General features: G+C 65.0%; 21 protein-coding genes. 11 read left to right on the forward strand and 10 right to left on the reverse strand.

Going from position 1 to position 21,827, the window contains the following annotated elements:
• Positions 1-51 precede the first annotated feature (51 nt).
• Positions 52-528, reverse strand: coding sequence for a MarR family winged helix-turn-helix transcriptional regulator (locus IVA93_RS24155; RefSeq protein ID WP_085352402.1), 477 nt, complete (start codon positions 526-528; stop codon positions 52-54).
• Between the two features lie 43 nt (positions 529-571).
• Positions 572-1,495 (reverse strand): LysR family transcriptional regulator, encoded by a 924-nt coding sequence (locus IVA93_RS24160; protein WP_018458707.1) that lies wholly within the window; start codon positions 1,493-1,495, stop codon positions 572-574.
• A 108-nt stretch (positions 1,496-1,603) separates the two neighbouring features.
• Between IVA93_RS24160 and IVA93_RS24165 the strand changes: the two genes are divergently transcribed.
• The 11 genes from IVA93_RS24165 to IVA93_RS24215 all read left to right on the forward strand — a co-directional run bounded on the left by IVA93_RS24165 (position 1,604) and on the right by IVA93_RS24215 (position 12,478).
• On the forward strand, positions 1,604-1,927 hold the full coding sequence (locus IVA93_RS24165) for a Dabb family protein (protein ID WP_085352401.1): 324 nt from the start codon (positions 1,604-1,606) through the stop codon (positions 1,925-1,927).
• Positions 1,924-3,003, forward strand: a complete 1,080-nt coding sequence (locus IVA93_RS24170; protein WP_247370732.1) for a maleylacetate reductase — start codon at positions 1,924-1,926, stop codon at positions 3,001-3,003. The genes IVA93_RS24165 and IVA93_RS24170 overlap by 4 nt, the downstream gene beginning before the upstream one ends.
• A 4-nt stretch (positions 3,004-3,007) precedes the next feature.
• The gene (locus tag IVA93_RS24175; RefSeq protein WP_085352399.1) at positions 3,008-4,378 is read left to right on the forward strand and encodes an amidohydrolase family protein; all 1,371 of its coding nucleotides are present in this window, start codon (positions 3,008-3,010) and stop codon (positions 4,376-4,378) included.
• 20 nt (positions 4,379-4,398) lie between these two features.
• Complete coding sequence (locus IVA93_RS24180) at positions 4,399-5,301, forward strand: NAD(P)-dependent oxidoreductase (protein WP_247370734.1); 903 nt, start codon at positions 4,399-4,401, stop codon at positions 5,299-5,301.
• Between the two features lie 15 nt (positions 5,302-5,316).
• Positions 5,317-6,201, forward strand: coding sequence for an intradiol ring-cleavage dioxygenase (locus tag IVA93_RS24185; RefSeq protein ID WP_085352397.1), 885 nt, complete (start codon positions 5,317-5,319; stop codon positions 6,199-6,201).
• Positions 6,202-6,258: 57 nt separating this feature from the next.
• Positions 6,259-7,653 (forward strand): FAD-linked oxidase C-terminal domain-containing protein, encoded by a 1,395-nt coding sequence (locus tag IVA93_RS24190; protein ID WP_085352396.1) that lies wholly within the window; start codon positions 6,259-6,261, stop codon positions 7,651-7,653.
• Positions 7,650-9,176 carry a sugar ABC transporter ATP-binding protein gene (locus IVA93_RS24195; RefSeq protein ID WP_085352395.1) on the forward strand — a complete coding sequence of 509 codons (1,527 nt, stop codon included), beginning with the start codon at positions 7,650-7,652 and terminating at the stop codon, positions 9,174-9,176. The genes IVA93_RS24190 and IVA93_RS24195 overlap by 4 nt, the downstream gene beginning before the upstream one ends.
• A complete protein-coding gene (locus IVA93_RS24200) occupies positions 9,169-10,119 on the forward strand; it encodes an ABC transporter permease (protein WP_247370737.1) in 951 nt (316 codons plus the stop codon). The genes IVA93_RS24195 and IVA93_RS24200 overlap by 8 nt, the downstream gene beginning before the upstream one ends.
• Positions 10,116-11,093, forward strand: a complete 978-nt coding sequence (locus tag IVA93_RS24205; RefSeq protein WP_204510789.1) for an ABC transporter permease — start codon at positions 10,116-10,118, stop codon at positions 11,091-11,093. The genes IVA93_RS24200 and IVA93_RS24205 overlap by 4 nt, the downstream gene beginning before the upstream one ends.
• A gap of 42 nt (positions 11,094-11,135) precedes the next feature.
• Complete coding sequence (locus IVA93_RS24210) at positions 11,136-12,110, forward strand: sugar ABC transporter substrate-binding protein (protein ID WP_247370740.1); 975 nt, start codon at positions 11,136-11,138, stop codon at positions 12,108-12,110.
• An 80-nt stretch (positions 12,111-12,190) separates the two neighbouring features.
• Positions 12,191-12,478, forward strand: coding sequence for a YciI family protein (locus IVA93_RS24215; RefSeq protein ID WP_247370743.1), 288 nt, complete (start codon positions 12,191-12,193; stop codon positions 12,476-12,478).
• A gap of 179 nt (positions 12,479-12,657) precedes the next feature.
• Here the strand turns inward: IVA93_RS24215 and IVA93_RS24220 are convergent, their stop codons facing one another.
• From IVA93_RS24220 to IVA93_RS24255, 8 genes are all read right to left on the reverse strand, one after another.
• Complete coding sequence (locus IVA93_RS24220) at positions 12,658-13,650, reverse strand: ABC transporter ATP-binding protein (RefSeq protein ID WP_247455095.1); 993 nt, start codon at positions 13,648-13,650, stop codon at positions 12,658-12,660.
• Positions 13,647-14,636 (reverse strand): ABC transporter ATP-binding protein, encoded by a 990-nt coding sequence (locus IVA93_RS24225; RefSeq protein WP_027517118.1) that lies wholly within the window; start codon positions 14,634-14,636, stop codon positions 13,647-13,649. Before IVA93_RS24225 ends, IVA93_RS24220 begins: the two co-directional genes overlap by 4 nt.
• A gap of 19 nt (positions 14,637-14,655) precedes the next feature.
• Positions 14,656-15,579 carry an ABC transporter permease gene (locus IVA93_RS24230; RefSeq protein ID WP_018458693.1) on the reverse strand — a complete coding sequence of 308 codons (924 nt, stop codon included), beginning with the start codon at positions 15,577-15,579 and terminating at the stop codon, positions 14,656-14,658.
• Positions 15,576-16,517, reverse strand: a complete 942-nt coding sequence (locus IVA93_RS24235; RefSeq protein ID WP_085352392.1) for an ABC transporter permease — start codon at positions 16,515-16,517, stop codon at positions 15,576-15,578. The genes IVA93_RS24230 and IVA93_RS24235 overlap by 4 nt, the downstream gene beginning before the upstream one ends.
• A 17-nt stretch (positions 16,518-16,534) precedes the next feature.
• Positions 16,535-18,136 carry an ABC transporter substrate-binding protein gene (locus IVA93_RS24240; RefSeq protein WP_247455098.1) on the reverse strand — a complete coding sequence of 534 codons (1,602 nt, stop codon included), beginning with the start codon at positions 18,134-18,136 and terminating at the stop codon, positions 16,535-16,537.
• A 141-nt stretch (positions 18,137-18,277) separates the two neighbouring features.
• On the reverse strand, positions 18,278-19,948 hold the full coding sequence (gene nikE / locus IVA93_RS24245) for a nickel ABC transporter ATP-binding protein NikE (protein WP_247370754.1): 1,671 nt from the start codon (positions 19,946-19,948) through the stop codon (positions 18,278-18,280).
• On the reverse strand, positions 19,945-20,793 hold the full coding sequence (locus IVA93_RS24250; protein ID WP_247370757.1) for an ABC transporter permease: 849 nt from the start codon (positions 20,791-20,793) through the stop codon (positions 19,945-19,947). The genes nikE and IVA93_RS24250 overlap by 4 nt, the downstream gene beginning before the upstream one ends.
• Entirely contained in the window at positions 20,790-21,824 is a 1,035-nt protein-coding gene (locus tag IVA93_RS24255; protein WP_524536870.1) for an ABC transporter permease, read from the reverse strand. Before IVA93_RS24255 ends, IVA93_RS24250 begins: the two co-directional genes overlap by 4 nt.
• Between the last annotated feature and the right edge of the window lie 3 nt (positions 21,825-21,827).

Consider the following 21,827-nt stretch of genomic DNA (forward strand, 5'->3'; position numbering starts at 1 on the left):
GGCATTATTCCGCATGGTAAGGTCGCCTGACGATATCGTCAAGTAGCCTGACTACTTGGCGTCGTCGAGCGTATCGAGCGTATCGAACGTCGCGCCATAGACCGCCAGTCCCTTCAGGATCGCGTCCATCGTGGCCTTGCCGAGCTCGGCGCGCATCTCCTGCTCGGCAACGTCGACGGCGTCGCGGAACGCATCGAGCCATTTGCGCCCGGCCGGCGTGAACATGACGATGCGCGCGCGCCGATCGGTCGGATCGGCGATCCGATCGACCAGGCCGAGCTCGGCGCATTGATCGACCAGCTCGCCCATCGCCTGCTTGCTCATGGAGGCGCGGCGGGCGAGCTCCGTCAGTCTGGTCCCCTCCACGTCGAGATTACGTGTGAGGCCGACATGCGCGATCCTCGTTTCGCCATGCCCCTTCTCGCTCATCAGTTCGAGCACACGACCTTCGAAGCGCCGCACCGCGTTGTTGAGCAGCCGACCGATGTTGGCATGCCGCCATGCGGTGCCGGATGTCCTGGCTTTCAATGGATGTGCCTTCTACAAAGCCGCCTGAATTCGAAAATGTCGCTCACTTCGCCGCGTCGATCCAGATCCCCGGCTGCGAATGCTCGCGGATGTGGGTGACCAGGAAGTCGGAAAAGACCCTGATCTTGGCAGGCAGTCCGGCACGGTTCTGGTAGGCGATGTTCATCGTCAGCAGCGGCAGCTCCCAGTCCATCAGAACGGGGACGAGGCGGCCCGCCGCGATGTCGCTTTGCACGATATAGAGCGGCTGGATGAGGATGCCGAGCCCCGCCAGCGCGGCGCCGCGGATGACCTGGCCGTCATTGCTGTCGAGCGTCGACGTGATGCGAACAGTCTGCGCGCCATTGCCCTTGCGCAGGCGCAGCGAATAGGGATCGTTGGCGAGATTGTAGATCAGCATGTTGTGGCGCGCGAGATCGGCGGGCTGCTCCGGCTCGCCGCAGCTTGCGAGGTAGGACGGCGCAGCAGCGAGCACCCGCCGCATCTGGCCGATGCGGCGGACGATGATGTTGGAATCCGGCTCCTGCTCGCGCGTCCTGATCGCCACGTCGATGCCGGCCTCGATGAAATCGGAGTACCGGTTGGCGGTGGTGATCTGCATGTTGAGCTTCGGATAGCGGGCGCGGAAGGCTGGCAGCATCGGCGCCAGATAGATCACCGCAAAGGACAGCGAGCTCGTGACCCGTAGCATGCCTTGCGGCGACAGCGCCCGATCGCTGACGATGTCCTCGGCCTCGGCCAACTCGCTCAAAACCCGGCTCGAGCGCTCCAGCAGCTCCTGCCCCGCCTCAGTCAACCACAGCCGACGGGTGTTGCGCTCGATCAGCCGGACTGCAAGGCGCTCCTCGAGAGCGCTGAGATGGCGGCTCGCGGCAGCATTCGACATGCGTAGGGCTTCGGCAGCTTTGGACATGCTGCCGAGCTCGGCCGTCTTGGCGAATACTTCCAACTGGAGCAGGCGGTCCATTTTTTCGCAAACAGGAAAAGAGACTTACGATTATTGAGCTTTATTTCCGTATCCCGCAAGTCAAAATGGCCCAAACACAAGTAAGATAGCAGGCGAGGAAACAGGGAAATGTCGGGCCCGATCAGGCACATCGTGATGTGGCGGCTGCGCGGCGAGACGCCAGCGGAGCGTTCCGCCGCCCGGGTCAAGGTCAAGACCCTGTTCGAGGGGCTACGCGGCCGGATCGACGGCCTCACCCACATCGAAGTCGGACTCGATGTCAGCGATGTCGACTACGCTTGCGACGTCGTTCTGTTCTCCGAATTCACCGACCACGCTGCGCTCCAGGCCTACGCCACCCACCCGGAACATTTGCGCGTGCGCGAGGCGCTGGGCGACTTGCGGATCGGACGCTTCCAGGTCGATTATCCCATCAAAGAGACCGGCGCATGATCGGTACGTTCACCTTTGAAAACCTGCCCTGCCGCGTCGTGTTCGGCAGCGGAACACTGGCTGAAGCCAAGGCCGAGGTCGAGCGGCTCGGTGGCAAGCGCGCGCTGGTGCTGACGACGCCGCAGCAGGAGGCGCAAGGCAAAAGCCTGGGCGCGGCGCTCGGTCCGCTCTACGCCGGCATCTTTCCGGGCGCGACCATGCACACGCCGGTCGAGGTCACGGAGCGGGCGCTCGCGGCGATGAAGGCGTGCGAGGCCGACTGCGTCATTTCCCTTGGTGGCGGATCCACGACCGGGCTCGGCAAAGCGCTCGCCTTGCGTACAGGCGTCAACCAGCTCTGCATTCCCACCACCTATGCCGGCTCGGAGATGACGCCGATCGTTGGACAGACCGAGAACGGGTTGAAGACCACGGTACGCGACGCCGCCATCCTGCCGGAAACGGTGATCTACGATGTCGATTTGACCCTGACGCTGCCGGCGAGCCTGGCCGCGACATCGGGCATCAATGCGATCGCGCATGCGGCCGAAGCGCTCTACGCGCGCGACACCAATCCTGTCACGTCGCTGATGGCAGAAGAGGGCATTCGCGCGTTGGCATGTGCCCTGCTCGCCATCGCCGCCAAGGGCGACGATCGCGAGGCTCGCAGCGAGGCGCTCTATGGCGCTTGGCTGTGCGGCGTCTGCCTTGGTACCGTCGGCATGGCGCTGCATCACAAGCTCTGCCACACGCTCGGCGGCACCTTCGACCTGCCGCATGCCGAGACCCATACCATCGTGCTGCCGCACGCGCTGGCCTATAACGCGCCGGCCGTGCCCGATGCGATGGCGCGGATCTCACGCGCAATCGGCGCCGCCGATGCACCGCAAGGACTTTTCGAGCTCGCGAAGCGGCTGGGTGCGAAGGTCGCATTGCGCGACATCGGCATGCCCGAAGGCGGCATCGACAAGGCTGCGGATCTCGCCGTCACCAACGCCTACTGGAACCCGCGCCCGCTTGATCGCAACGCCATTCGCGACCTGATCGCGCGCGCCTGGGCCGGCGAGCCGCCCGGCGCCATCAAAACGGCAGTTTGATTCGATGCGGCGCACGCTCATCAAATCCGCTGTCATCATCAGCATGGATGACACGATCGGCGATTTACCTCGCGGCGACGTGCTGATCGAGGGCAGCCGCATCGTTGACGTGCGTCCATCGATCGACGTCGGCGGCGCGGCCGAGATCGAGATCGTCGACGGCACCGGGCGCATCGTCATCCCCGGCCTGATCAACGCCCATATGCACACCTGGCAGACGGGCTTACGCGGCTATGCCGCCAACTGGACGCTGCTGGAATATTTCCGCCGCATGCATGCGGGTCTCGCTACGGTCTTCAGGCCCGAGGACATTTATATCGCGACCTTGGTGGGCGCGCTGAACCAGATGAACCAGGGCACCACCACGCTGGCCGACTGGTGCCACAACAATCCGACGCCCGATCATACCGACGCCGCCGTGCGCGGCCTGATCGAGAGCGGTATCCGTGCGGCCTTCTTCCACGGCTCGCCCAAGCCCGAACCGAAACCGGGCGAGCCGCACTTCTCGGAAGTGCCGCATCCACGCAATGAGGTCGAACGACTGCTGGCGGGGCCCCTCGCCGACCGCGACGGCCTCGTCACGCTCGGCCTTGCGATCCTGGGGCCACATTACTCGACGCTCGACGTCGCCATGCACGATTTCCGCATGGCGCACGAGCTCAAGCTGATCGCATCCATGCATCAGGGCGGTGGTCCCGCGAAGACGCCCGGTGGCTGGGAGAAGCTGATCGGGGCGGGTCTAGTCGGCCCCGGCATCAACATCGTCCATGGCAATGACCTGCCTGACGAACTGCTGGACCGGATGGTCGATCTCGGCGTCTCCTTCTCGGTGACGCCGGAGAACGAAATGATCCAGGGCCACGGCTTTCCGATCACCGGACGGCTGCTCAAGCGCGGCGTGCGGCCGACCATCGGCATCGATCTGGAATCCGTACTGGCGGGCGACCTCTTCTCCGCCGCGCGCGTTGCGCTCTCGATGCAGCGGGCGCTCGACAACGCCGAGTCGCGCAAGGCCAGCGGCACCATTCCGGCGACGACCACGATCCCCGTCCGCGAGGCGCTGCGCTGGATCACGACGGAAGGCGCCCGCATGCTCGGCCGCGAGGACCAGATCGGCTCGCTGACACCGGGCAAGCTCGCCGACCTCGTCATCATCAATTGCTCCGATCTCAACCTCGTCCCTGTGCACGATCCCGTTTCCACCGTGGTGATGCAGACGAGCCTTGCCAATATCGAGGCCGTGATGATCGGCGGCGTGTGGAAGAAGCGGAATGGTCGGCTGCTGGCCGAGGGCCTGGGGGCGAAGAAGGAACTGCTCGTGCAATCCGGCCGGCGACTGGTGCACGACATCGAACGACAGGGACACGCCGCCTGAGGGCGTCAAGGACAACAACAATGACGGACGCTTCGAAACACATCGCTTTCATCGGGATCGGCAAGATGGGCTTGCCGATGTCGGTGCTCGTCGCCAAGGCCGGTTATGCGGTGACCGCGTTCGACCGGAGCGCCGCACGGCTCGCGGAGGCTCGCACGCAAGGCATTTCGATTGCCGCTTCACCGGCCGAGGCCGTGGACGGCAAGGCCGCGATCGTCACGTCCTTGCCCGATGACGCTGCCTTGCGCGGCGCATTGCTCGGCCCAACCGGCCTCATCGCCGCGATGGCGGCTGGATCTGTTGTGATCGAGACCAGCACCGTGAGCGTCGAGGCGTCCGCAGAGGTCGACGCCGCCGCCCAGGCGCGCGGTGTCTTCTACCTGCGGGCGCCGGTCTCGGGCAATGCCAGTATCGTCCACACCGGCGCGCTGAGCTGCTTCGTCTCGGGCCCGGAGGACGCCTACGAAAACGCAAAGCCGCTGCTTGCCGCCTTCACCCGCGCCCAGACCTATCTTGGGCCCGGCGAGGAAGCGCGATATGCGAAGCTTGCGGTCAATCTGATGATCGCGGTGTCGGCCGCGATGATGGCGGAGAGTCTGGCGCTGGCGCGCAAGGGCGGCATCGGCTGGCAGGACATTCTGAAAGTCCTCGACGACAGCGCGGTCGCCTCGCCGATGGTGAAATACAAGACCGCGCCGCTGCGCAGCCGCGATTTCGACTCGACTTTCTCCTGCAGGCAGATGGCCAAGGATCTCGATCTGATCCTCGGTGCCGGCCACGCCGTCGGCGTGCCGCTTCAGCTCGCGGCCCAGGTGCGCGAGACCTATGGCTCGCTGGTCGCGCAGGGCGACGGCGACGCCGACTTCATCGCGACCGTCAAGCACCTCGAGCGGCTGTCCGGCCTTGGCGAGCCCAAACTCTGATTCACGGAGGCACCTATGCGAAATTTCAACGAGAACACGATCACGGACGCGGTGCTGGATCGGATCGCAGGCGCGACCGATCCGCGGATCAAGCAGGTCAGCGAAGCGCTGGTGCGCCACCTTCATGCCTTCGTCCGCGAGGTGCGACCGACCCAGAAGGAATGGGAATACGGCATCGAGTTCCTGACCCGCACCGGCCACATGTGCGACGACAAGCGCCAGGAGTTCATCCTGCTGTCGGACGCGCTCGGCGTCTCCATGCTGGTCGACGCGATCAATCATCCCGTGCCGGAAGGCGCCACCGAAACCACGGTGCTCGGTCCGTTCTTCGTGCAGGCGTCGCCCGAGAAAGACAACGGCGCTGACATCTCCGGCCCGATGGAAGGCGATCCGATGCTCGTCACCGGCTCGGTGTCGACCGTCGACGGACGGCCGCTTGCCGGCGCCGTCGTGGATGTCTGGCATTCCGACGATGATGGCTATTACGACGTGCAGCAGCTCGACAAGATCGGCGATCTTGCGATGCGGGCGCGCTTCCACACCGACCAGAACGGCCGCTTCAATTTCTGGTCGATCAAGCCGGCTGCCTATCCGATCCCACATGACGGCACAGTTGGGGACATGCTGGCGGTCCAGGGCCGCCATCCCTGGCGCCCGGCGCACGTGCATTTCATGATCTCGGCGCCCGGCTTCGAGCAACTCGTGACCCATGTGTTCGTGGCCGGCGACCAGTATCTCGACAGCGACGTGGTGTTCGGCGTCAAGGACAGCCTGATCCGCGAATTTGTGCAGTGCCCGCCCGGCCGTGCGCCCGATGGTCGCATGGTAGACATCGAGTATTTTCACCTCAACTATGATTTCGGCCTGAAGCAGGTCGCTAGCAGCGCAAGAGCCGCTTAAGCTGAACGACGGCGGACCAGACAAGAGTCCGACAACAGGGCCAGACAGGGAGTAAGAATGGGACCGCGAGTCAGCACGAGCATATTGGCCGATCGCCTCACAGGCATGATCGGCCCGCGCGCGAGCGTCGCGCGTGGCGTGCTCGATCAGCATGGGCAGAGCGAGTCGCATTATCGCAACCTGCCGCCCGACATCGTCGTCTTCCCTGAAACCACGCAGGAAGTCGCGGAGATCGTCAAGCTGTGCGCTGGCGCGAATATGCCCATCGTACCGTTCGGCGCCGGGACCTCGCTCGAAGGCAATGCGGCCGCGGTCGCGGGCGGCGTCTGCTTCGACTTCGCACGCATGAACAAGGTGCTGACGGTGCACGATAGCGACATGGACGTCGTCGTGCAGCCCGGCATCACCCGAAAGCAGCTCAATGCGGAGCTGCGCGGCACTGGGCTTTTCTTTCCGATCGATCCCGGCGCCGACGCCTCGATCGGCGGCATGACGTCCACGCGAGCTTCCGGCACGATGGCGGTGCGCTACGGCACCATGAAGGACAACGTCATGGCGCTGGAGGTGGTTCTGGCCGACGGCCGCGTGATCCGGACCGCCAGACGCGCGCGCAAGTCAGCCGCCGGTTACGACCTGACGCGCATGTTCGTCGGCGCCGAGGGCACGCTCGGACTCATCACCGAAATCACGCTGAAGGTGCATCCCGTGCCGCAGGCGATCTCGGCCGCGGTTTGCAGCTTCGACACCCTGCACAACGCCGTGGACACCGCGATCTCCGTGATCCAGTCTGCGATCCCCATCGCGCGTATCGAGTTGCTCGACGACGTCATGATGCGCGGCATCAACGCCTACGCGAAGCTCGGCTATCGCGAAGCCCCGACGCTGTTCTTTGAATTCCATGGTTCCGAGACTTCCGTCGCCGAGCAGGCCGAGGCCGCACAGGCCATCGCCGCCGACCATGGCGGCCACGGCTTTGCCTGGTCCAAGGCACCGGAGGATCGCAGCCGGCTCTGGCACGCCCGCGACAACACGCTCTATGCGGGCCTGGGCCTGCGCCCCGGCGCGCGTGCCGTGATCACCGACGTCTGCGTGCCGATCTCGCGACTGGCGGAATGCCTCACGGATACCCGGCGCGACGCGGACGAGCACGGTTTTACGGCGCCGATCGTCGGGCATGTCGGCGACGGCAATTTCCACATGCTGATTCTGATCGATCCGGCCAGGCCCGAGGAAGCCGAAGGCGCCAAGGCGCTGCAGGCCCGCATGGTCGCCCGCGCGATTGCCATGGACGGCACCTGCACCGGCGAGCACGGCATTGGGCTCGGCAAGATCGATTATCTCACCGACGAGCTCGGCGAGGCCGTCGATGTGATGCGGTCGATCAAGACCGCGCTCGACCCTGACGGACTGATGAACCCCGGAAAGATCTTTGCAGGCGGAGCGCAGGCATGAGCACCGCCGCATTAGCCGTCGAGCCCGCCTCACCTGTCCCGCTCCTTGAGCTGCGCGACATCAGTAAGGAGTTTCCCGGCGTCAAGGCGCTGGACGACGTCTCCTTTGCCGTCTTCCCCGGCGAAGTCCACATGCTGCTGGGCGAGAACGGCGCCGGCAAGTCGAGCCTGATGAAGGTGCTGTGCGGCGCCTATCGCGCCGATGCCGGCGAGTTCTACTACAGAGGCGAGCCGGTCGCGATCCACTCGGCCGCGGACGCGCAGAAGCTCGGCATTGCCGTGATCTTCCAGGAATTCTCCCTCGTCCCCCATCTCGATATCGCCCAGAACATTTTTCTCGGCCGCGAGCCGAAGGGCCGCATCCCCGGCACGATCGATCGCCGCAAGATTTTGGCCGACGCGGCGCGCGTGCTCGGCACGATCGGCTTTGACATCGATCCCTCCACCATCGTTGACAAGCTGGGGGTGGCGCAGCAGCAGATGGTCGAGATCGCGAAGGCGATCAGCCAGAACGCCCGCATCCTGGTGATGGACGAGCCGACTGCGGCGCTATCCGATCGCGAGACCGAGCTGCTGTTCGCGCTGATCGCGCGGCTGAAGGCCGACGGCGTCTCGATCGTCTACATCTCGCACCGCATGGCGGAGGTGTTCGCGCTCGGCGACCGCATCACCGTGCTGCGTGACGGCCGCCGCATCGACGGCGTCAAACCTGCTGACGTCACGCCGGACCAGCTCGTCCGCATGATGGTCGGTCGCAACGTCGACATGACCTACCCGCGCAATTTTGCCGACAAGCCCGGCGAGCTGCTGCTCGAGGTCAAGGCCTTGAGTTCATCGACGGGGATCGCCGACATCAACATCGAGGTGCGCCGCGGTGAGATTGTCGGCCTGTGTGGCCTGGTCGGCTCCGGTCGCAGCGAAGTCGCGCGCGCGATCTTCGGTGCCGATCCCGTGACATCAGGCGAGATCGTGTTCGACGGCAAAGTCATTTCCGGTGAGCCCGACCTCGCCGCCCGCCGCGGCATTGCGCTGATCCCGGAGAGCCGCAAGAGCGAAGGTCTCGCGCTGCTGCGATCGGTGAGCGACAATCTGGTAGTGTCGGCGCTGCGAAAACTGTTCCCGAGCGGGTTGTTCGACCAGCGCAGTGCGCAGCGCACTGCCGACGGCCTGATCCGTCAGCTACGCATTGCGACGCCTAGCGCACGGCAGACCGTCGGCCTGCTTTCAGGCGGCAATCAGCAGAAGGTCGTGATCGGCAAGTGGCTCGCCGCCGGCTCGAAACTTTTCATCTTCGACGAGCCGACCCGGGGCATCGACATCGGCGCCAAGGCCGAAATCTTCGCCCTGATCGACCGCCTTGTCGCGGAAGGCGCGGCCGCGCTGATGATCTCGTCCGAACAGGTCGAGATCTGCCACGTCTGCGACCGCGCCTATGTGATGCGCGAAGGGCGCATCGCCGGGCATCTCGCGCGTAGCGAGCTGACCGAGGAGAACATCGTGCGACTGGGGATGCATCATGCGTGAGGCCGCGGTCGTCTCTCAACCGAATCCGCTGCAACGGGTTCCCGGCGTTGCCATCGTGCTGGTGCTGCTGATCGCGCTGTTCAGCACGATCGCGCCCGGCTTCCTGTCGGTCGCCAACCTCTCCAACGTGCTGGTGCAGTCGACGATCCTGACCATGCTCGCGCTGCCGATGACCTTGATCATCATGACCGAGGGGCTGGACCTGTCGATGGGCGCGGTGCTGACGCTGACCTCGCTCTGCGTCGCCATCGTCTCGCTCACCACCCACTCGATGTTGCTCGGCCTCGGTGCCGGGCTCCTCGTCGGCGCGGCCTTCGGCTTCGCCAATGGCTGGCTGGTCGCCATCGTGGGCATCCCGCCCTTCGTTGCGACCTTGGGCACGCTCGGCATGGCGCAGGGCCTATCGCTGATCGTCAGCGACGGCCAGAGCGTGGTCGGCATCCCCCACAGCGTGCGCGACATCTATTCGGCGACGCTTTTGGGAATTCCCGTGCCGATCGTGATGGCACTCGTGACCTACGCGGTCTTCCACGGCCTGCTCTATCACACCCGCTTCGGCACCTACATCTTCGCGCTCGGCGGCAACCGCGAGGCGCTGCGCTACGCCGGCCTCTCACCGAACAAGCTGCTGATCGCGGTCTATGCGATCGGCGGCGCCATGGCCGGCATCGCCGGCCTCTTGATGACTGCGCGGATGAATTCCGGGCATCCAACCGCGGGCCTCGGTCTCGAATTCGATGCGATCGCGGCCGTCGCCGTCGGCGGCACGTCGTTCGAGCGCGGCAATGGCTGGCTGCTCGGCACGCTGCTCGGGGTGCTCTCGGTCGGCGTGCTGCGCAACGGGCTGAACCTGATCTCGCTGCCGTCCTCGGTGCAGGTCGCAAGCGTCGGCGTCCTCGTCATCGTTGCCCTCTTCCTTGACGGCCTGCGGAGCCGCGCATGACCGACATCAGCAAAGACGCCATCGCGCCGCCCCGCTCGTTCCTGTCGCAGGACGCGATCCAAATGTTCTATCGCCTGCTTGCGGCGCTGCTGATTTGTGCGGTGCTCGCCGTGCTCAGCGATTCCTTCCTGAGCCTCGGCAACATTCTCAATGTGCTCAGGCAGGCGAGCCTCACCTTCTTCATCGCCTCCGGCCTGACCCTGGTGGTGCTGACCGCGGGCCTCGATCTCTCCGTCGGCGCCAATGTCGCGCTGTCCGCCTGCATCGCCGGGACCGTGATCCACAAGACCGGCTCGCCGGCGCTCGGCATCCTCACCGGACTTGCCTGCGGCGGCATCGTTGGGCTCCTCAACGGCGTCATGGTCACCGCGCTGCGCATCCCCTCCTTCATCGCCACTTACGGCATGCTCTGGGTGCTGAACGGCCTCACCTATTGGTACATGGCGGGTGAAACCCTTCACGGCTTCCCGGCCGGGTTCCGCCAGATCGGCAGCGGCTATCTATTCGGCCTGCCGATCCCGGTCTATCTGCTGCTGGTGTTCCTCGGGATCGGAACGCTGTTTGCGCAGCGAACGATCTGGGGCCAGGAGATCTACGCGATCGGCGCCAATCCGGTCGCGGCGCGGCTCTCCGGCATTCCGGTCGCCCGACGCCTGCTGCTGGTCTACGCCGTCTCCGGCACCATGGCGGGGCTCGCCTCGATCATCTTCCTGTCGCGGCTCAATTCGGCCGAGGCCGACATCGGCGAAAGCCTGACGCTGCCCGCGATCGCCGCGGTGCTGATCGGCGGCACCTCCCTGTTCGGCGGCGTCGGCACCGTGTTCGGCACTTTCATCGGTGCGCTGATCCTGACGCTGGTGCTGAACGGCATGAACCTCTTGTCGGTCAGCGCCAACTGGCAGCCGCTGGTGACAGGCATCATCGTCATTCTCGCGGTCTGGCTCGACATGAAGACCCGCCGCCGCGCGCAATGAGCTCTTGAACGACCAACAAGCAAAATGAGGGATGGAGGCAACATGAAACAGACACTGGGTTATTTGGCGCTGCCGCTGCTGATGGCGGCCGCGCTCACCACGCAAGCGCGAGCCGATGGCGAGACCATCGCCGTCTTTACCAAGAACCAGACCAATCCGTTCTTCCAGACGGTGCGGGTCGGCGCGGACAACATGGCGAAGACGCTGAACGCGAAGACGCTGCAATACATCCCGACCAAGCCCGACAGCATTCCCGAGCAGCTCAGCCAGATCGAGGACGTCGTGGTGAAGAAGCCTAGCGCCATCGTCTTCACGCCGGTCGACTACAAGGCGATGGTGCCGGGCGTGGAGAAGATCAACGAGGCCAAGATCCCCGTCGTCAACATCACCGATCGCTCGGCCGGCGGCAAGTTCCTGTCCTTCGTCGGCGCCGACGATTACAGCCTCGGGCTCGAGACCGCGCGCTTCCTGCTCAAGACGCTCGGCGGTAAGGGCAACATCGTCATCATCGAGGGCGTCAAGGGCTCGCTGACCAATGTCGACCGCGTCCGCGGCTTCAACTACGCGCTGAAGGAAAACGCCGGTGCGAAACTGCTGGCCTCGCAGCCCGGCAATTACCAGCGGCTCCAGGCGCTCCAGGTGATGGAGAATCTGATGCAGTCGAACGCGCAGATCGACGGCGTGCTCGCCGCCAACGACGCCATGGCGGTCGGCGCGATCGAGGCCCTCGACGGCGCCAACCGCAAGGCGCAGGTGATCGGCATCAACGGCACCAAGGAAGCGATCGACGCGATCAAGTCCGGCAAGCTGCTCGCGAGCGGCGATTACAACGGATTCTTTCAAGGCTGCCTCGGCACCATGATGGCGATCCGCTCTTTGCGCAACCAGCCCGTCATTGCTGAGATCGTGCTGAAGCCGACCGTGATCACCAAGGACAATTACCAGCCGTTCGACGTGCCGCTGGAGCAACGGAGCTGCCCGACTTTCGAAGAAGCCAGCAAGCTCGGCGGCAAGTAACCAACCGCCGCCATCACGACAAGCCCGGACGGCCGCAGCCGCGGCCGTCCCAAGAAAACGTGATATAAACGGAGACCATCATGCTGTTCGCCATTCACGCCCTCGACCGCGCCGGCGCGCAGCCGATCCGGCTCGCCAATTACGACGCCCACAAGGCTTTCCTGAGCGACACCTCGCGCTTCGGCGTCAAGATCGTGATGTCAGGGCCGCTGGTCTCCGACGACGGCGAGAGGATGATTGGCAGCCTGTTCCTGATCGAGGCGCCCGGCCGCAGCGAGGTCGAGGCTTTCAACCAAGCCGATCCGTTTGCCGCGGCCGACATCTGGGAAAAGGTCACGATCACGGGCTTCCTGCGCCGCCAGGGTTGAAGGCGGCTAAAACAAAAAACGCGAAAACAACCCCATGCACAGTAGAATGAGGTTGTTTTTACACATGAATTTTCGTCGCAAACGTTTTTGACTCGTCGGGCAAAACAGGAGCAGAGTGTCATCCTCGCCCGATTGACGCCCCTGCGCCTCGATCCAGAGCTTTGCGACCGCCCAGACGGCTAGCCGCTCGTCACCGTCGCACCTTCTTCGAGATGACAGGCCACCCACTGCTCGGGTCCAGCCGCGCGCAATGTCGGCTCCTCGGTCCGGCAGCGATCGAATACGAGCGGGCAACGGGTGTGGAAGCGGCACCCGCTTGGCGGGTTGATCGGACTCGGCACGTCTCCCTTGAGGATGATGGGATTGCGCTGAGCGCCAGGCTCGGGCAGCGGCACCGCCGAGAGCAGCGCCTTGGTGTAAGGATGCTTTGGCGCGGCGAAGATCTCGTAGCGCGGCGCCACCTCGACGATCTTGCCGAGATACATCACCGCGACGCGATGGGTCATGTGCTCGACGATCGCGAGGTCATGGCTGATGAACAGCAGCGCCAGGCCGAACTCGCGCTGCAGATCCTGCAGCAGATTGACGATCTGGGCCTTTACCGAGACGTCGAGCGCCGACACCGCCTCGTCGCAGACGATCAGATCGGGCTCGGCGGCGAGCGCACGCGCGATGCCGATGCGCTGGCGCTGGCCCCCGGAGAATTCGTGCGGCCTGCGGTTCAGCGCCTCGCGCGGCAGGCGCACGGTGTCCATCAGCGCCGTCACGCGTGTCTCGAGATCGATCGCGGATTTGGCGAGGCCGAAATTGCGGATCGGCTCGGCCAGGATGTCGCGCACGCGCATGCGCGGATTGAGGCTCGAGAACGGGTCCTGGAACACCACCTGCACGCGGCGGCGCATCTGGCGCATCGTGCTCGGATGGGCGTCGTCGATTCGCTGGCCGTCGAGGATGACCTGCCCCGCCGTGATGTCGAACAGGCGCAGGATCGCGCGGCCGACCGTCGATTTACCGCAACCGGACTCGCCGACCAGCGACAGCGTCTCGCCGCGCGCGATCTCGAACGACACGCCATCCACCGCATAGACCCATTCGGACTTGCGGCTGAACAAGCCTTTTTTGACCGGGAAGTGCTTCTTGAGGTCGTTGACCTGGAGCAGCGGGGGACTCATGCCGCGACCGCTCCCTTGGCCGCATAGTGGCAGGCCGCAACGTGACGTGGCCCCTTCTCTTCGAGCCCCGGCGCATACTGCCGGCAGAGATCGGTCGCGAGCGCACAACGTCCGGCGAAGACGCAGCCGACGATGGGCTTGCGCAGATCAGGCACCTGCCCCGGAATCTCTGCAAGCCGCCTCGCGGTGCCGGTCAGCGACGAGCCGAGCCGCGGCACTGCGCCGAGCAGGCCCTGCGTGTAGGGATGACGCGGCGACCGGAACAGGTCCGCCACCGGCGCCTCCTCGACCTTGCGCCCGGCATACATGACCATGACGCGCTCGGCGATCTCGGCGACGACACCGAGATCGTGGGTGATCAGGATGATCGCCGCGCCAACCCGGTGCTTGAGATCCAGCATCAATTTCAGGATCTGCGCCTGGATCGTCACGTCGAGGGCTGTGGTCGGCTCGTCCGCAATGAGAAGCTTTGGATTGCAGGCGAGTGCAATGGCGATCATGACGCGCTGGCGCATGCCGCCGGAGAGCTGATGCGGATATTCCCGCACGCGCCGCTTCGGCTCGGGAATGCCGACCAGAATCAGCATCTCGATCGCGTGCGCCTCGGCGGCCTGCTTGTCCAGCCCCTGGTGAATCATCAGCGTTTCGCGGATCTGACGGCCGACGGTCAGGACCGGGTTGAGGCTGGTCATCGGTTCCTGGAAGATCATCGAGATGTCGTTGCCGCGGATCGCGCGCATCTCGCGATCCGACATTTGCAGCAGGTCCTTGCCCGCGAAGCGGATGCTGCCGGCGATCCTGCCGGGCGGTTCCGGGATCAGCCGCATCAGCGACATCGAGGTCACCGACTTGCCGCAACCGGACTCACCGACGATGGCGAGCGTCTCGCCCTCGTTGACATGGAACGACACGCCTTCCACCGCGCGGTTGATGCCGCTGGGCGTGCGGAAGTGGGTCTGGAGGTTTTCGACTTCAAGCAGTGCCATCGCGATCAGCCCCTCGCCATCAAAGGCTCTTGGCCATGCGCGGATCGAGCGCATCGCGAAGGCCATCGCCGAGCAGATTGACGGCGAGCACGGTGACCGACAGGAACGCCGCCGGAAAGAACACGATGTAGGGCTTGACCTGCCACAGCGCCCGCCCCTCGGCCATGATGTTGCCCCAGGACGGAATGGTCGGCGGCGTTCCCGCGCCGATGAAGGACAGGATCGCTTCCGTGATCATCGCACTGGCGCAAATGTAAGTCGCCTGGATCAGCATCGGCGCCAGCGTGTTGGGCAGGATGTGGCGCAGGATGATCATCGGTGTGCGCGTACCGCAGGCGACCGCCGCATCCACGTAAGGCTGTTCGCGCAGCGACAGCACCACACTACGGACAAGGCGGGAAACCCGCGGGATTTCGGCAACCGTAATCGCCAGAATGACGTTGCCGACGCTGCCGCGTGTCAGCGCCATCAGCGCGATCGCCAGCAGGATCGGCGGGATCGACATCAGGCCGTCCATGAAGCGCATCAAGATGCCGTCGGCCCAGCGGATGAAGCCGGAGACGATGCCGATGGCGAGACCGGCCGCGGAGGCGAAGATCGCAACGGACAAGCCGACCGTGAGCGAGACGCGCGCGCCGAACAGCACGCGTGAATAGATGTCGCGACCGAGCACGTCGGAGCCAAACCAGTAAAGCGCCGACGGCGCGCGGGTGCGCTTGGCCGGCGCAAGTGCGGTCGGATCCACCGTGCCAAGATAAGGCGCAAAAATCGCGATCAGGACGAGTATCAGCAGCAACGTGCCACCGATGGCGACGGTGGGATGGCCCCGCAGCAGGCCGATGAAGCCGCGCCGGATCACGACGGGCCGAAGAATCTCCGGCAGTTGCGGCGCGAGGACGAAGCCCGCCGGCAGCGCTTGCGGATTGACGGTCGTGTCGGTCAATAGCGGATCCTCGGGTCAACGAGCGTATAAACGACGTCGATCATCAGATTGACGAGGACGTAGACGAAGCTGAACAGCAGCACGATGCCCTGGATGACGGGATAATCGCGGCGCAGGATCGCGTCGATCGTGAGCCGGCCGAGGCCGGGAATCGCGAACACGCTTTCCGTGACGACCGCGCCGCCGATCAGAAGCGCAATGCCGATCCCGATCACCGTGACGATCGGCACTGCCGCGTTCTTCAGCGCGTGGACGAACAGGATGCCGCCCTGCCCGAGGCCCTTGGCGCGCGCGGTGCGGATATAATCCTGTTGCAGCACTTCGAGCATGGTGGCGCGCGTGATACGCGCGATCAGCGCGATGTAGACACAGCCGAGTGCGATCGACGGCAGGATCAGGTTTTGCAGCCAGGGCCAGAGGCCCTGGGCGAGCGGCGTATAGCCCTGCACGGGAAGCCATTCGAGCTCCAGCGCAAAGACGTAGGCGAGGACATAGCCGACGACGAAGACCGGCAGGGAGAAGCCGAACACGGCAAAGGCCATGATGGCCCGGTCGATCAGGCTTCCCGCCTTCCAGGCCGCCAGCACGCCGAGCGGCACCGCGACCACGATCGTGAGCAGGAGCGTGACCATCATCAGCGACAGCGTCGGCCCGAGACGCTGGCCGATCATGGTCGAGACCGGCAGATTGGTGAAGATCGAGGTGCCGAGATCGCCGTGCAGAATGCGCCAGACCCAGCTGCCGAACTGGATCAGGAAGGGCCGATCGAGGCCGAGGCTCTGACGGATGCGCTCCACATCCTCCGGACTTGCCTGATCGCCCGCGATCACCACGGCGGGATCCCCCGGCGCGATGTAGAGCAGGCTGAACACGAACAGCGCGACGATCGCCATCACGGGCAAGGTCGAGGCGATACGCCGGAGGATGTAGGAGAGCATCTGGCTTCAGCGCAGGGTCATGCGGATTTCGACACGCCCCAGAAGAACGGCAGCGGCCCTTTCGTGATGCCGGAGACGTTCTTGCGCCAGGCCGTGTAGCTGAGGAAGAAGCCGGTCGGCGCGTAGACGACGTCCTCGAGCGCGACCTTGTTGAGGCGAGCGACCGCGGCCTTCTCCTCGTCGAGGTTCTTGGCCTCGAACCAGGACGTGACCTCCTTCTCGGTGCCGGGGCTGCTCGGCCAGCCGAACCACGCCTTGTCGCCGTTGGCGCGAATGGCGGTGTAGGGCGCCGGATTGATGCAGTCCGAACCTGCATGCCAGGTGTGGAACATGTTCCAGCCGCCCTGCCCGGGCGGTGTCTTCTGCGCGCGGCGGGAGCCGATGGTGCCCCAATCGGTCGCGACGAAGTCGACATTCATGCCGAGCTTCTTCAGGAGATCGGCGGTCACATCGCCGAACGCCTTGGTGATCGGCTGATCCTGCGCCACCAGGCACGTCACCGGTTGGCCGGAATAGCCGCTCTCCGCGAGCAGCTTCTTGGCGGCGTCGAGATCGCGCTTGCCCTTCAAGACTTCGCCGCCCGCCTCGGTGTAGAGCGGCGTATCGGGCGTGAAGAAGCCCGGCAGCGACTTCCACAGCGAATTGTCGTCGCCGACGAGCGCACGCATATAGTCTTCCTGGCTCATCGCCATCAGCACTGCGCGCCGCGCCCGCACGTCGTTGAAGGGCGGATACAGGAAGTTCATGCGGAACGAGCCGACATTGCCGAGGGGATCGCCGATGTCGACGCTGATGTTCTTGTTCTTCTTCAGGACCGGGACGAGGTCCGCGATGGGGTTCTCCCACCAGTCGATCTCGCCGTTTTGCAACGCGGCCGCGGCGGTCGCCGGATCCGGCATCACGATCCATTCGACGCGGTCGAGCAGCATCTGCTTGCCGCCGGCGAGCCACGATGCCTTCTCCTGCCGCGGCACATAGTCGGCGAATTTTTCGAACACGGCTTTGGCGCCCGGGACCCACTCAGCCTTGGCGAACTTCATCGGCCCCGAGCCGACATAATCGCCGATCTGCTTGAACGGGTCGGTCTGCGCAATGCGCTCCGGCATGATGAAGGCGCAAGGCGAATTGTTCTTGCCGAGCGCGTAGAGCATCTTCGGGAACGGCTGCTTCAGCACCCATTTGAAGGTGCGGTCGTCGACAGCGGTGAGTTCCTGCTGCAGCGCCTTGAGCATCAGCCCCATCGGATCGCGTGCCGCCCAGCGAGTGAGACTCGCAACGACGTCCTTGCTCAGCACCGGCTCGCCGTCGTGGAATTTGAGCCCCGGCCGCAATTTGAACGTCCAGGTGGTGCCGTCGTCGGTCACTTCCTCGGACTCGACCATCTGCCGCTGCGGCTGCAGCGCGGAATCGACGCCGTAGAGCGTATCCCAGACCAGCGCGGCGGCATTGCGCACGACATATTGCGTGCCCCAGATCGGGTCGAAATTGGCGAGATTTGCTTGCGGCACGAAGCGCAGGGTGCGCGCGGAGGCGCCTTGTGCGATCGCAGGGGCCGAGAGGCCGCTCAATGCCAGACCGCCCGCGCCGGCCAGTCCCTTCAATACGGTCCTGCGATCCATGAAATCCTCCCAATAGTGCCGTGATGCCGGCCATCGTTGGCCAAGAACAGGTGAAACCAGAGCTCATTGGCGTGCAAATGGTATGCCACTAACCAGACCTTCGCCAGCGCGATATCCGCACTAGCTGGGCCAGTCGAGACCTCAAAGCGCGGCCGCCAGCACCGGGCCGGTCTCGATATGCGGGATCGCCTCGACCAGCTTGCGCGTGTAGTCGGTCTTGGGATTGTCGAACAACGCCCGGCTCTCGCCCTGCTCCACGATGCCGCCATTGCGCAGCACGATGGTGCGGTCGCAGAGCATCCGCACCACGTTGAGATCGTGGCTGACGAACAGCAGCGCGATGTCGTTCTCGCGCCGCAGGCGGTCGAGCAGTTGCAGCACCACGGCCTGAACGGAGACGTCGAGCGCAGCGGTCGGCTCGTCCAGCACCAGAAGGCGCGGCCGGCAGGCGATGGCGCGGGCGATGCCGACGCGCGCCTTCTGGCCGCCGGAGAGCTGATGCGGAAAGCGCGGCAACAGATCCAGCGGCAGCCCCACGCGATCGGCGCAGTCTTCCACCCGCTTGCGCAGCGCATCGCCCCCACGCATACGATCGAGCCGCATCAGGGGATGGGCGATGCAGTCGAAGGCGGTGAAGCGCGGATTGAGGCTCTCGTTCGGGTCCTGGAACACCATCTGGATATCTTTGCGGAACTGCGAGCGGTGAAAGTCGCGCGACGCCACATGGCCGATCGCCTGGCCGTCGAACACGATCTCGCCCTCGCTCGGGTCGATCAGGCGGCAGATCATGCGCGACGTCGTGCTCTTGCCGGAGCCGGATTCACCGACGAGGCCGACGCTCTCGCCGCCGGCCATCGTCATCGAGAAGTCCGCCACCGCCGCAGCGCCCTCGTCGAAGCGTTTTGCGAGCTTGCGCACTTCCAGCAGCGGCGGAGTCCCGTGGACGGGCTCCCGTCTGGGCCTGCCGATGACAGCCGCGTAGCCTTCCCGCTCCTCTTCCGTCACGAGATCCTCAATCCGGGAGGTCGCGGTTGGCGACGCCGCCACCAGACGCCTGGTATAGGCGTGCTGCGGCGCGCCGAAGAGCGTCCTGGGGCTTGCCTCTTCGACGATGCGGCCGCGTTCCATCACCGCGATACGGCGGCAATATCGCGCCGCTAACCCGAGATCGTGCGTGATCAGGATCGTCGCCATGCCGCGCGCGGCGGCAATCTCCGCCAGGAGGTCCATCACCACTTTCTGCGTGGTGACATCGAGTCCGGTCGTCGGCTCATCGGCGATCAACAGCGCGGGATTGCAGGAAATCGCGATCGCGATCATGACACGCTGGCACATGCCGCCCGAGAGTTCGTGCGGATAGGCGTTCATCCGCGTCTCGGGGTCGCGGATCTGGACGGCGCGCAACAGCTCCAGCGCTTCGGCGCGGGCGGCATCCTTCGATATCCGCTTGTGCGTGAGGATCGCGTCCGCGATCTGCAAACCGATCGCGCGGATCGGATTGAGCGCCGCCCGCGGGTTCTGGAAGATCATCGACATCGCGGCGCCCTGGAGCTGCCGGAGATCGTCACCCCTGAGTTTTGTGACGTCCTGCCCGCGAAACAGTATCTTGCCTGCGGTGACGCGGCCGGCCGCATCGAGCAGCCGCGTCGTGGCAAAACCGGTGACCGACTTGCCAGAGCCGCTTTCTCCGACGAGGCCAAGCATCTCGCCGGCTTCGACCGTGAGCGTCACACCGCACACAGCCTCGACCATCCCTCGTCGCGTCGAGAATTCCACGTGGAGGTCGTCGATCCTGAGCAATTCCTCGCTCATGTGCGCATGCGCGGATCGAGAATGTCCCGCATCCCGTCACCGAGGAGGTTGAAGCACAGCACGGCCATCATCAACGCGAGGCCCGGAAAGGCCACCAGCCACCACCGCCCCGTCGAGATGAAGCGCGCCCCCTCCGCGACCATGATGCCCCATTCCGGGGTCGGCGGCTTGACGCCAAGGCCGATGAAGGAAAGACCGGCGGCGTTCAGGATCGCCCAGCCGAGGTTGAGTGAGATTTGCACCGCCATCGCCGGCAGGATGTTCGGCAACAGGAAGCGCAGCACCACCGAGAAATGGCTCTCGCCGGAGGAACGCGCCGCCTCCACCCAGCCGACATTGCGCCGGACGTTGACCTCGGCACGGGCGAAGCGGATGTAGAAGGGCAGATTGATGATCGCGGTCGCAATCACGATGTTCTCGATCCGGTTGCCGAGCGCCGCAACCATCGCCATCGCCAGCACAAACAGCGGAAAGGCCATCATGACATCGACGAAGCGGCCGACCGAGCGGTCGAGCCTGCCGCCGGCATAGCCGCAGAACGAGCCCACGACGGCGCCGATCACGAAGGAGATGCCGACCGCCGAGACCGCGATGGCGAGGTCGAGCCGTGCCGCAACGACGAGGCGGCTGAACACGTCGCGCCCGAGCTGGTCGGTGCCGGCAAGGTGCGCCGCGCTCGGCGGCTGCAAGGCCTCCGAGACATTGGAGACGATGGGATCATAGGGCACGAGCCACGGTCCGAAGATCGCGACCAGGACAAACAGCAGGACACCGGCCGCGGCGACGCCGGTCAGCGGGTTGCCGCGCAAAATCCAGACCGAATGGCGGAAGGTTGCGCTGGTCATCCGATCGACACCCTGGGATCGGCGATGCCGTAGCAGATATCGACGACCAGATTGACCAGCACGAAGATGCCAGCCATCAGCAGCACAAAACCCTGCACCGGCGCATAGTCGGACGACAGCAGCGCATCGAGCGCGTAGGAGGCGACGCCCGGCCAGGAGAACACCTTCTCCACCAGGACATTCGCGCCAAGCATGGTCGAGAACACGATGCCTGCAATGGTGATGACGGGAAGGATCGCATTGCGCAGCGCATAGGTGACGACGACCTTCTGCCAGGACAATCCGACGGAGCGCGCGGTGCGCACGAAATCGCTACCGAGCGAGACCAGCATCGAGGCACGTGTGATCCGCGCCAGCGGCGCGATGACGAACAGGGCCATGCTCAGCGCCGGCAGGATCAACTGCTTGCAGGCCGCCCACCAGCCTTCGATGTCCCCCGCGAGCAAGAAATCGATCGACAGGAACCCAGTGCGCTGCGGCGGCAGTGAGGTGAAGACGTCGATCCGCCCGGTCGGATCAGGCGCAAGACCGAGCAGATAGTAGAACACATAGATCAGCAGCAGGCCCGAGACGAAGGTCGGCACGCAGACGCCGAGCGCACAGAACAGCCGCACGCCGTGATCGACCAGCAATCCCGGTTTCAAGGCTGCGACCACGCCGAGCGGGACCGCCGCGATCAGCGCGATCAGCAGCGCCGTGAAGGTGAGCTCCAGCGAGGCCGGCAGCCGTTCGCGAAGGTCCTTCAGGACCGGCTGTCCGGTCATCATGGAGCGGCCGAGATTGCCGCGGCCGATATCGGACAGATAGAACACGAGCTGCTCCGGCACCGACTTGTCGAGCCCCATCTGCTTGCGGATCTGCTCGATCTCTTCCTTGCCGGCATTGGGCCCCGAGGCGAAGAACACCGCGGGATCTCCGGGGAGGACCCGCATCAGCAGAAAGGTGAAGACCAGCACGCCGAACAACGCCGGCAGCGATGACAGAAGCCGCCTCCCCGCCCGCGCCACCGTCGCACCAAGACCTGTCATCACCAT

Origin of the sequence: Bradyrhizobium sp. 155 (assembly GCF_023101105.1) — a bacterium.
Taxonomy (GTDB): Bacteria; Pseudomonadota; Alphaproteobacteria; order Rhizobiales; family Xanthobacteraceae; genus Bradyrhizobium; species Bradyrhizobium canariense_D.

Excerpts from the sequence above, each read along its gene's own strand:
- IVA93_RS24160 (WP_018458707.1), bottom strand. The coding sequence starts at position 1,495 with ATGGACCGCCTGCTCCAGTTGGAAGTATTCGCCAAGACGGCCGAGCTC.
- IVA93_RS24165 (WP_085352401.1), top strand. The coding sequence starts at position 1,604 with ATGTCGGGCCCGATCAGGCACATCGTGATGTGGCGGCTGCGCGGCGAG.
- IVA93_RS24170 (WP_247370732.1), top strand. The coding sequence starts at position 1,924 with ATGATCGGTACGTTCACCTTTGAAAACCTGCCCTGCCGCGTCGTGTTC.
- IVA93_RS24175 (WP_085352399.1), top strand. The coding sequence starts at position 3,008 with ATGCGGCGCACGCTCATCAAATCCGCTGTCATCATCAGCATGGATGAC.
- IVA93_RS24180 (WP_247370734.1), top strand. The coding sequence starts at position 4,399 with ATGACGGACGCTTCGAAACACATCGCTTTCATCGGGATCGGCAAGATG.
- IVA93_RS24185 (WP_085352397.1), top strand. The coding sequence starts at position 5,317 with ATGCGAAATTTCAACGAGAACACGATCACGGACGCGGTGCTGGATCGG.
- IVA93_RS24190 (WP_085352396.1), top strand. The coding sequence starts at position 6,259 with ATGGGACCGCGAGTCAGCACGAGCATATTGGCCGATCGCCTCACAGGC.
- IVA93_RS24195 (WP_085352395.1), top strand. The coding sequence starts at position 7,650 with ATGAGCACCGCCGCATTAGCCGTCGAGCCCGCCTCACCTGTCCCGCTC.
- IVA93_RS24200 (WP_247370737.1), top strand. The coding sequence starts at position 9,169 with ATGCGTGAGGCCGCGGTCGTCTCTCAACCGAATCCGCTGCAACGGGTT.
- IVA93_RS24205 (WP_204510789.1), top strand. The coding sequence starts at position 10,116 with ATGACCGACATCAGCAAAGACGCCATCGCGCCGCCCCGCTCGTTCCTG.
- IVA93_RS24210 (WP_247370740.1), top strand. The coding sequence starts at position 11,136 with ATGAAACAGACACTGGGTTATTTGGCGCTGCCGCTGCTGATGGCGGCC.
- IVA93_RS24215 (WP_247370743.1), top strand. The coding sequence starts at position 12,191 with ATGCTGTTCGCCATTCACGCCCTCGACCGCGCCGGCGCGCAGCCGATC.
- IVA93_RS24220 (WP_247455095.1), bottom strand. The coding sequence starts at position 13,650 with ATGAGTCCCCCGCTGCTCCAGGTCAACGACCTCAAGAAGCACTTCCCG.
- IVA93_RS24225 (WP_027517118.1), bottom strand. The coding sequence starts at position 14,636 with ATGGCACTGCTTGAAGTCGAAAACCTCCAGACCCACTTCCGCACGCCC.
- IVA93_RS24235 (WP_085352392.1), bottom strand. The coding sequence starts at position 16,517 with ATGCTCTCCTACATCCTCCGGCGTATCGCCTCGACCTTGCCCGTGATG.
- IVA93_RS24240 (WP_247455098.1), bottom strand. The coding sequence starts at position 18,136 with ATGGATCGCAGGACCGTATTGAAGGGACTGGCCGGCGCGGGCGGTCTG.
- nikE (WP_247370754.1), bottom strand. The coding sequence starts at position 19,948 with ATGAGCGAGGAATTGCTCAGGATCGACGACCTCCACGTGGAATTCTCG.
- IVA93_RS24250 (WP_247370757.1), bottom strand. The coding sequence starts at position 20,793 with ATGACCAGCGCAACCTTCCGCCATTCGGTCTGGATTTTGCGCGGCAAC.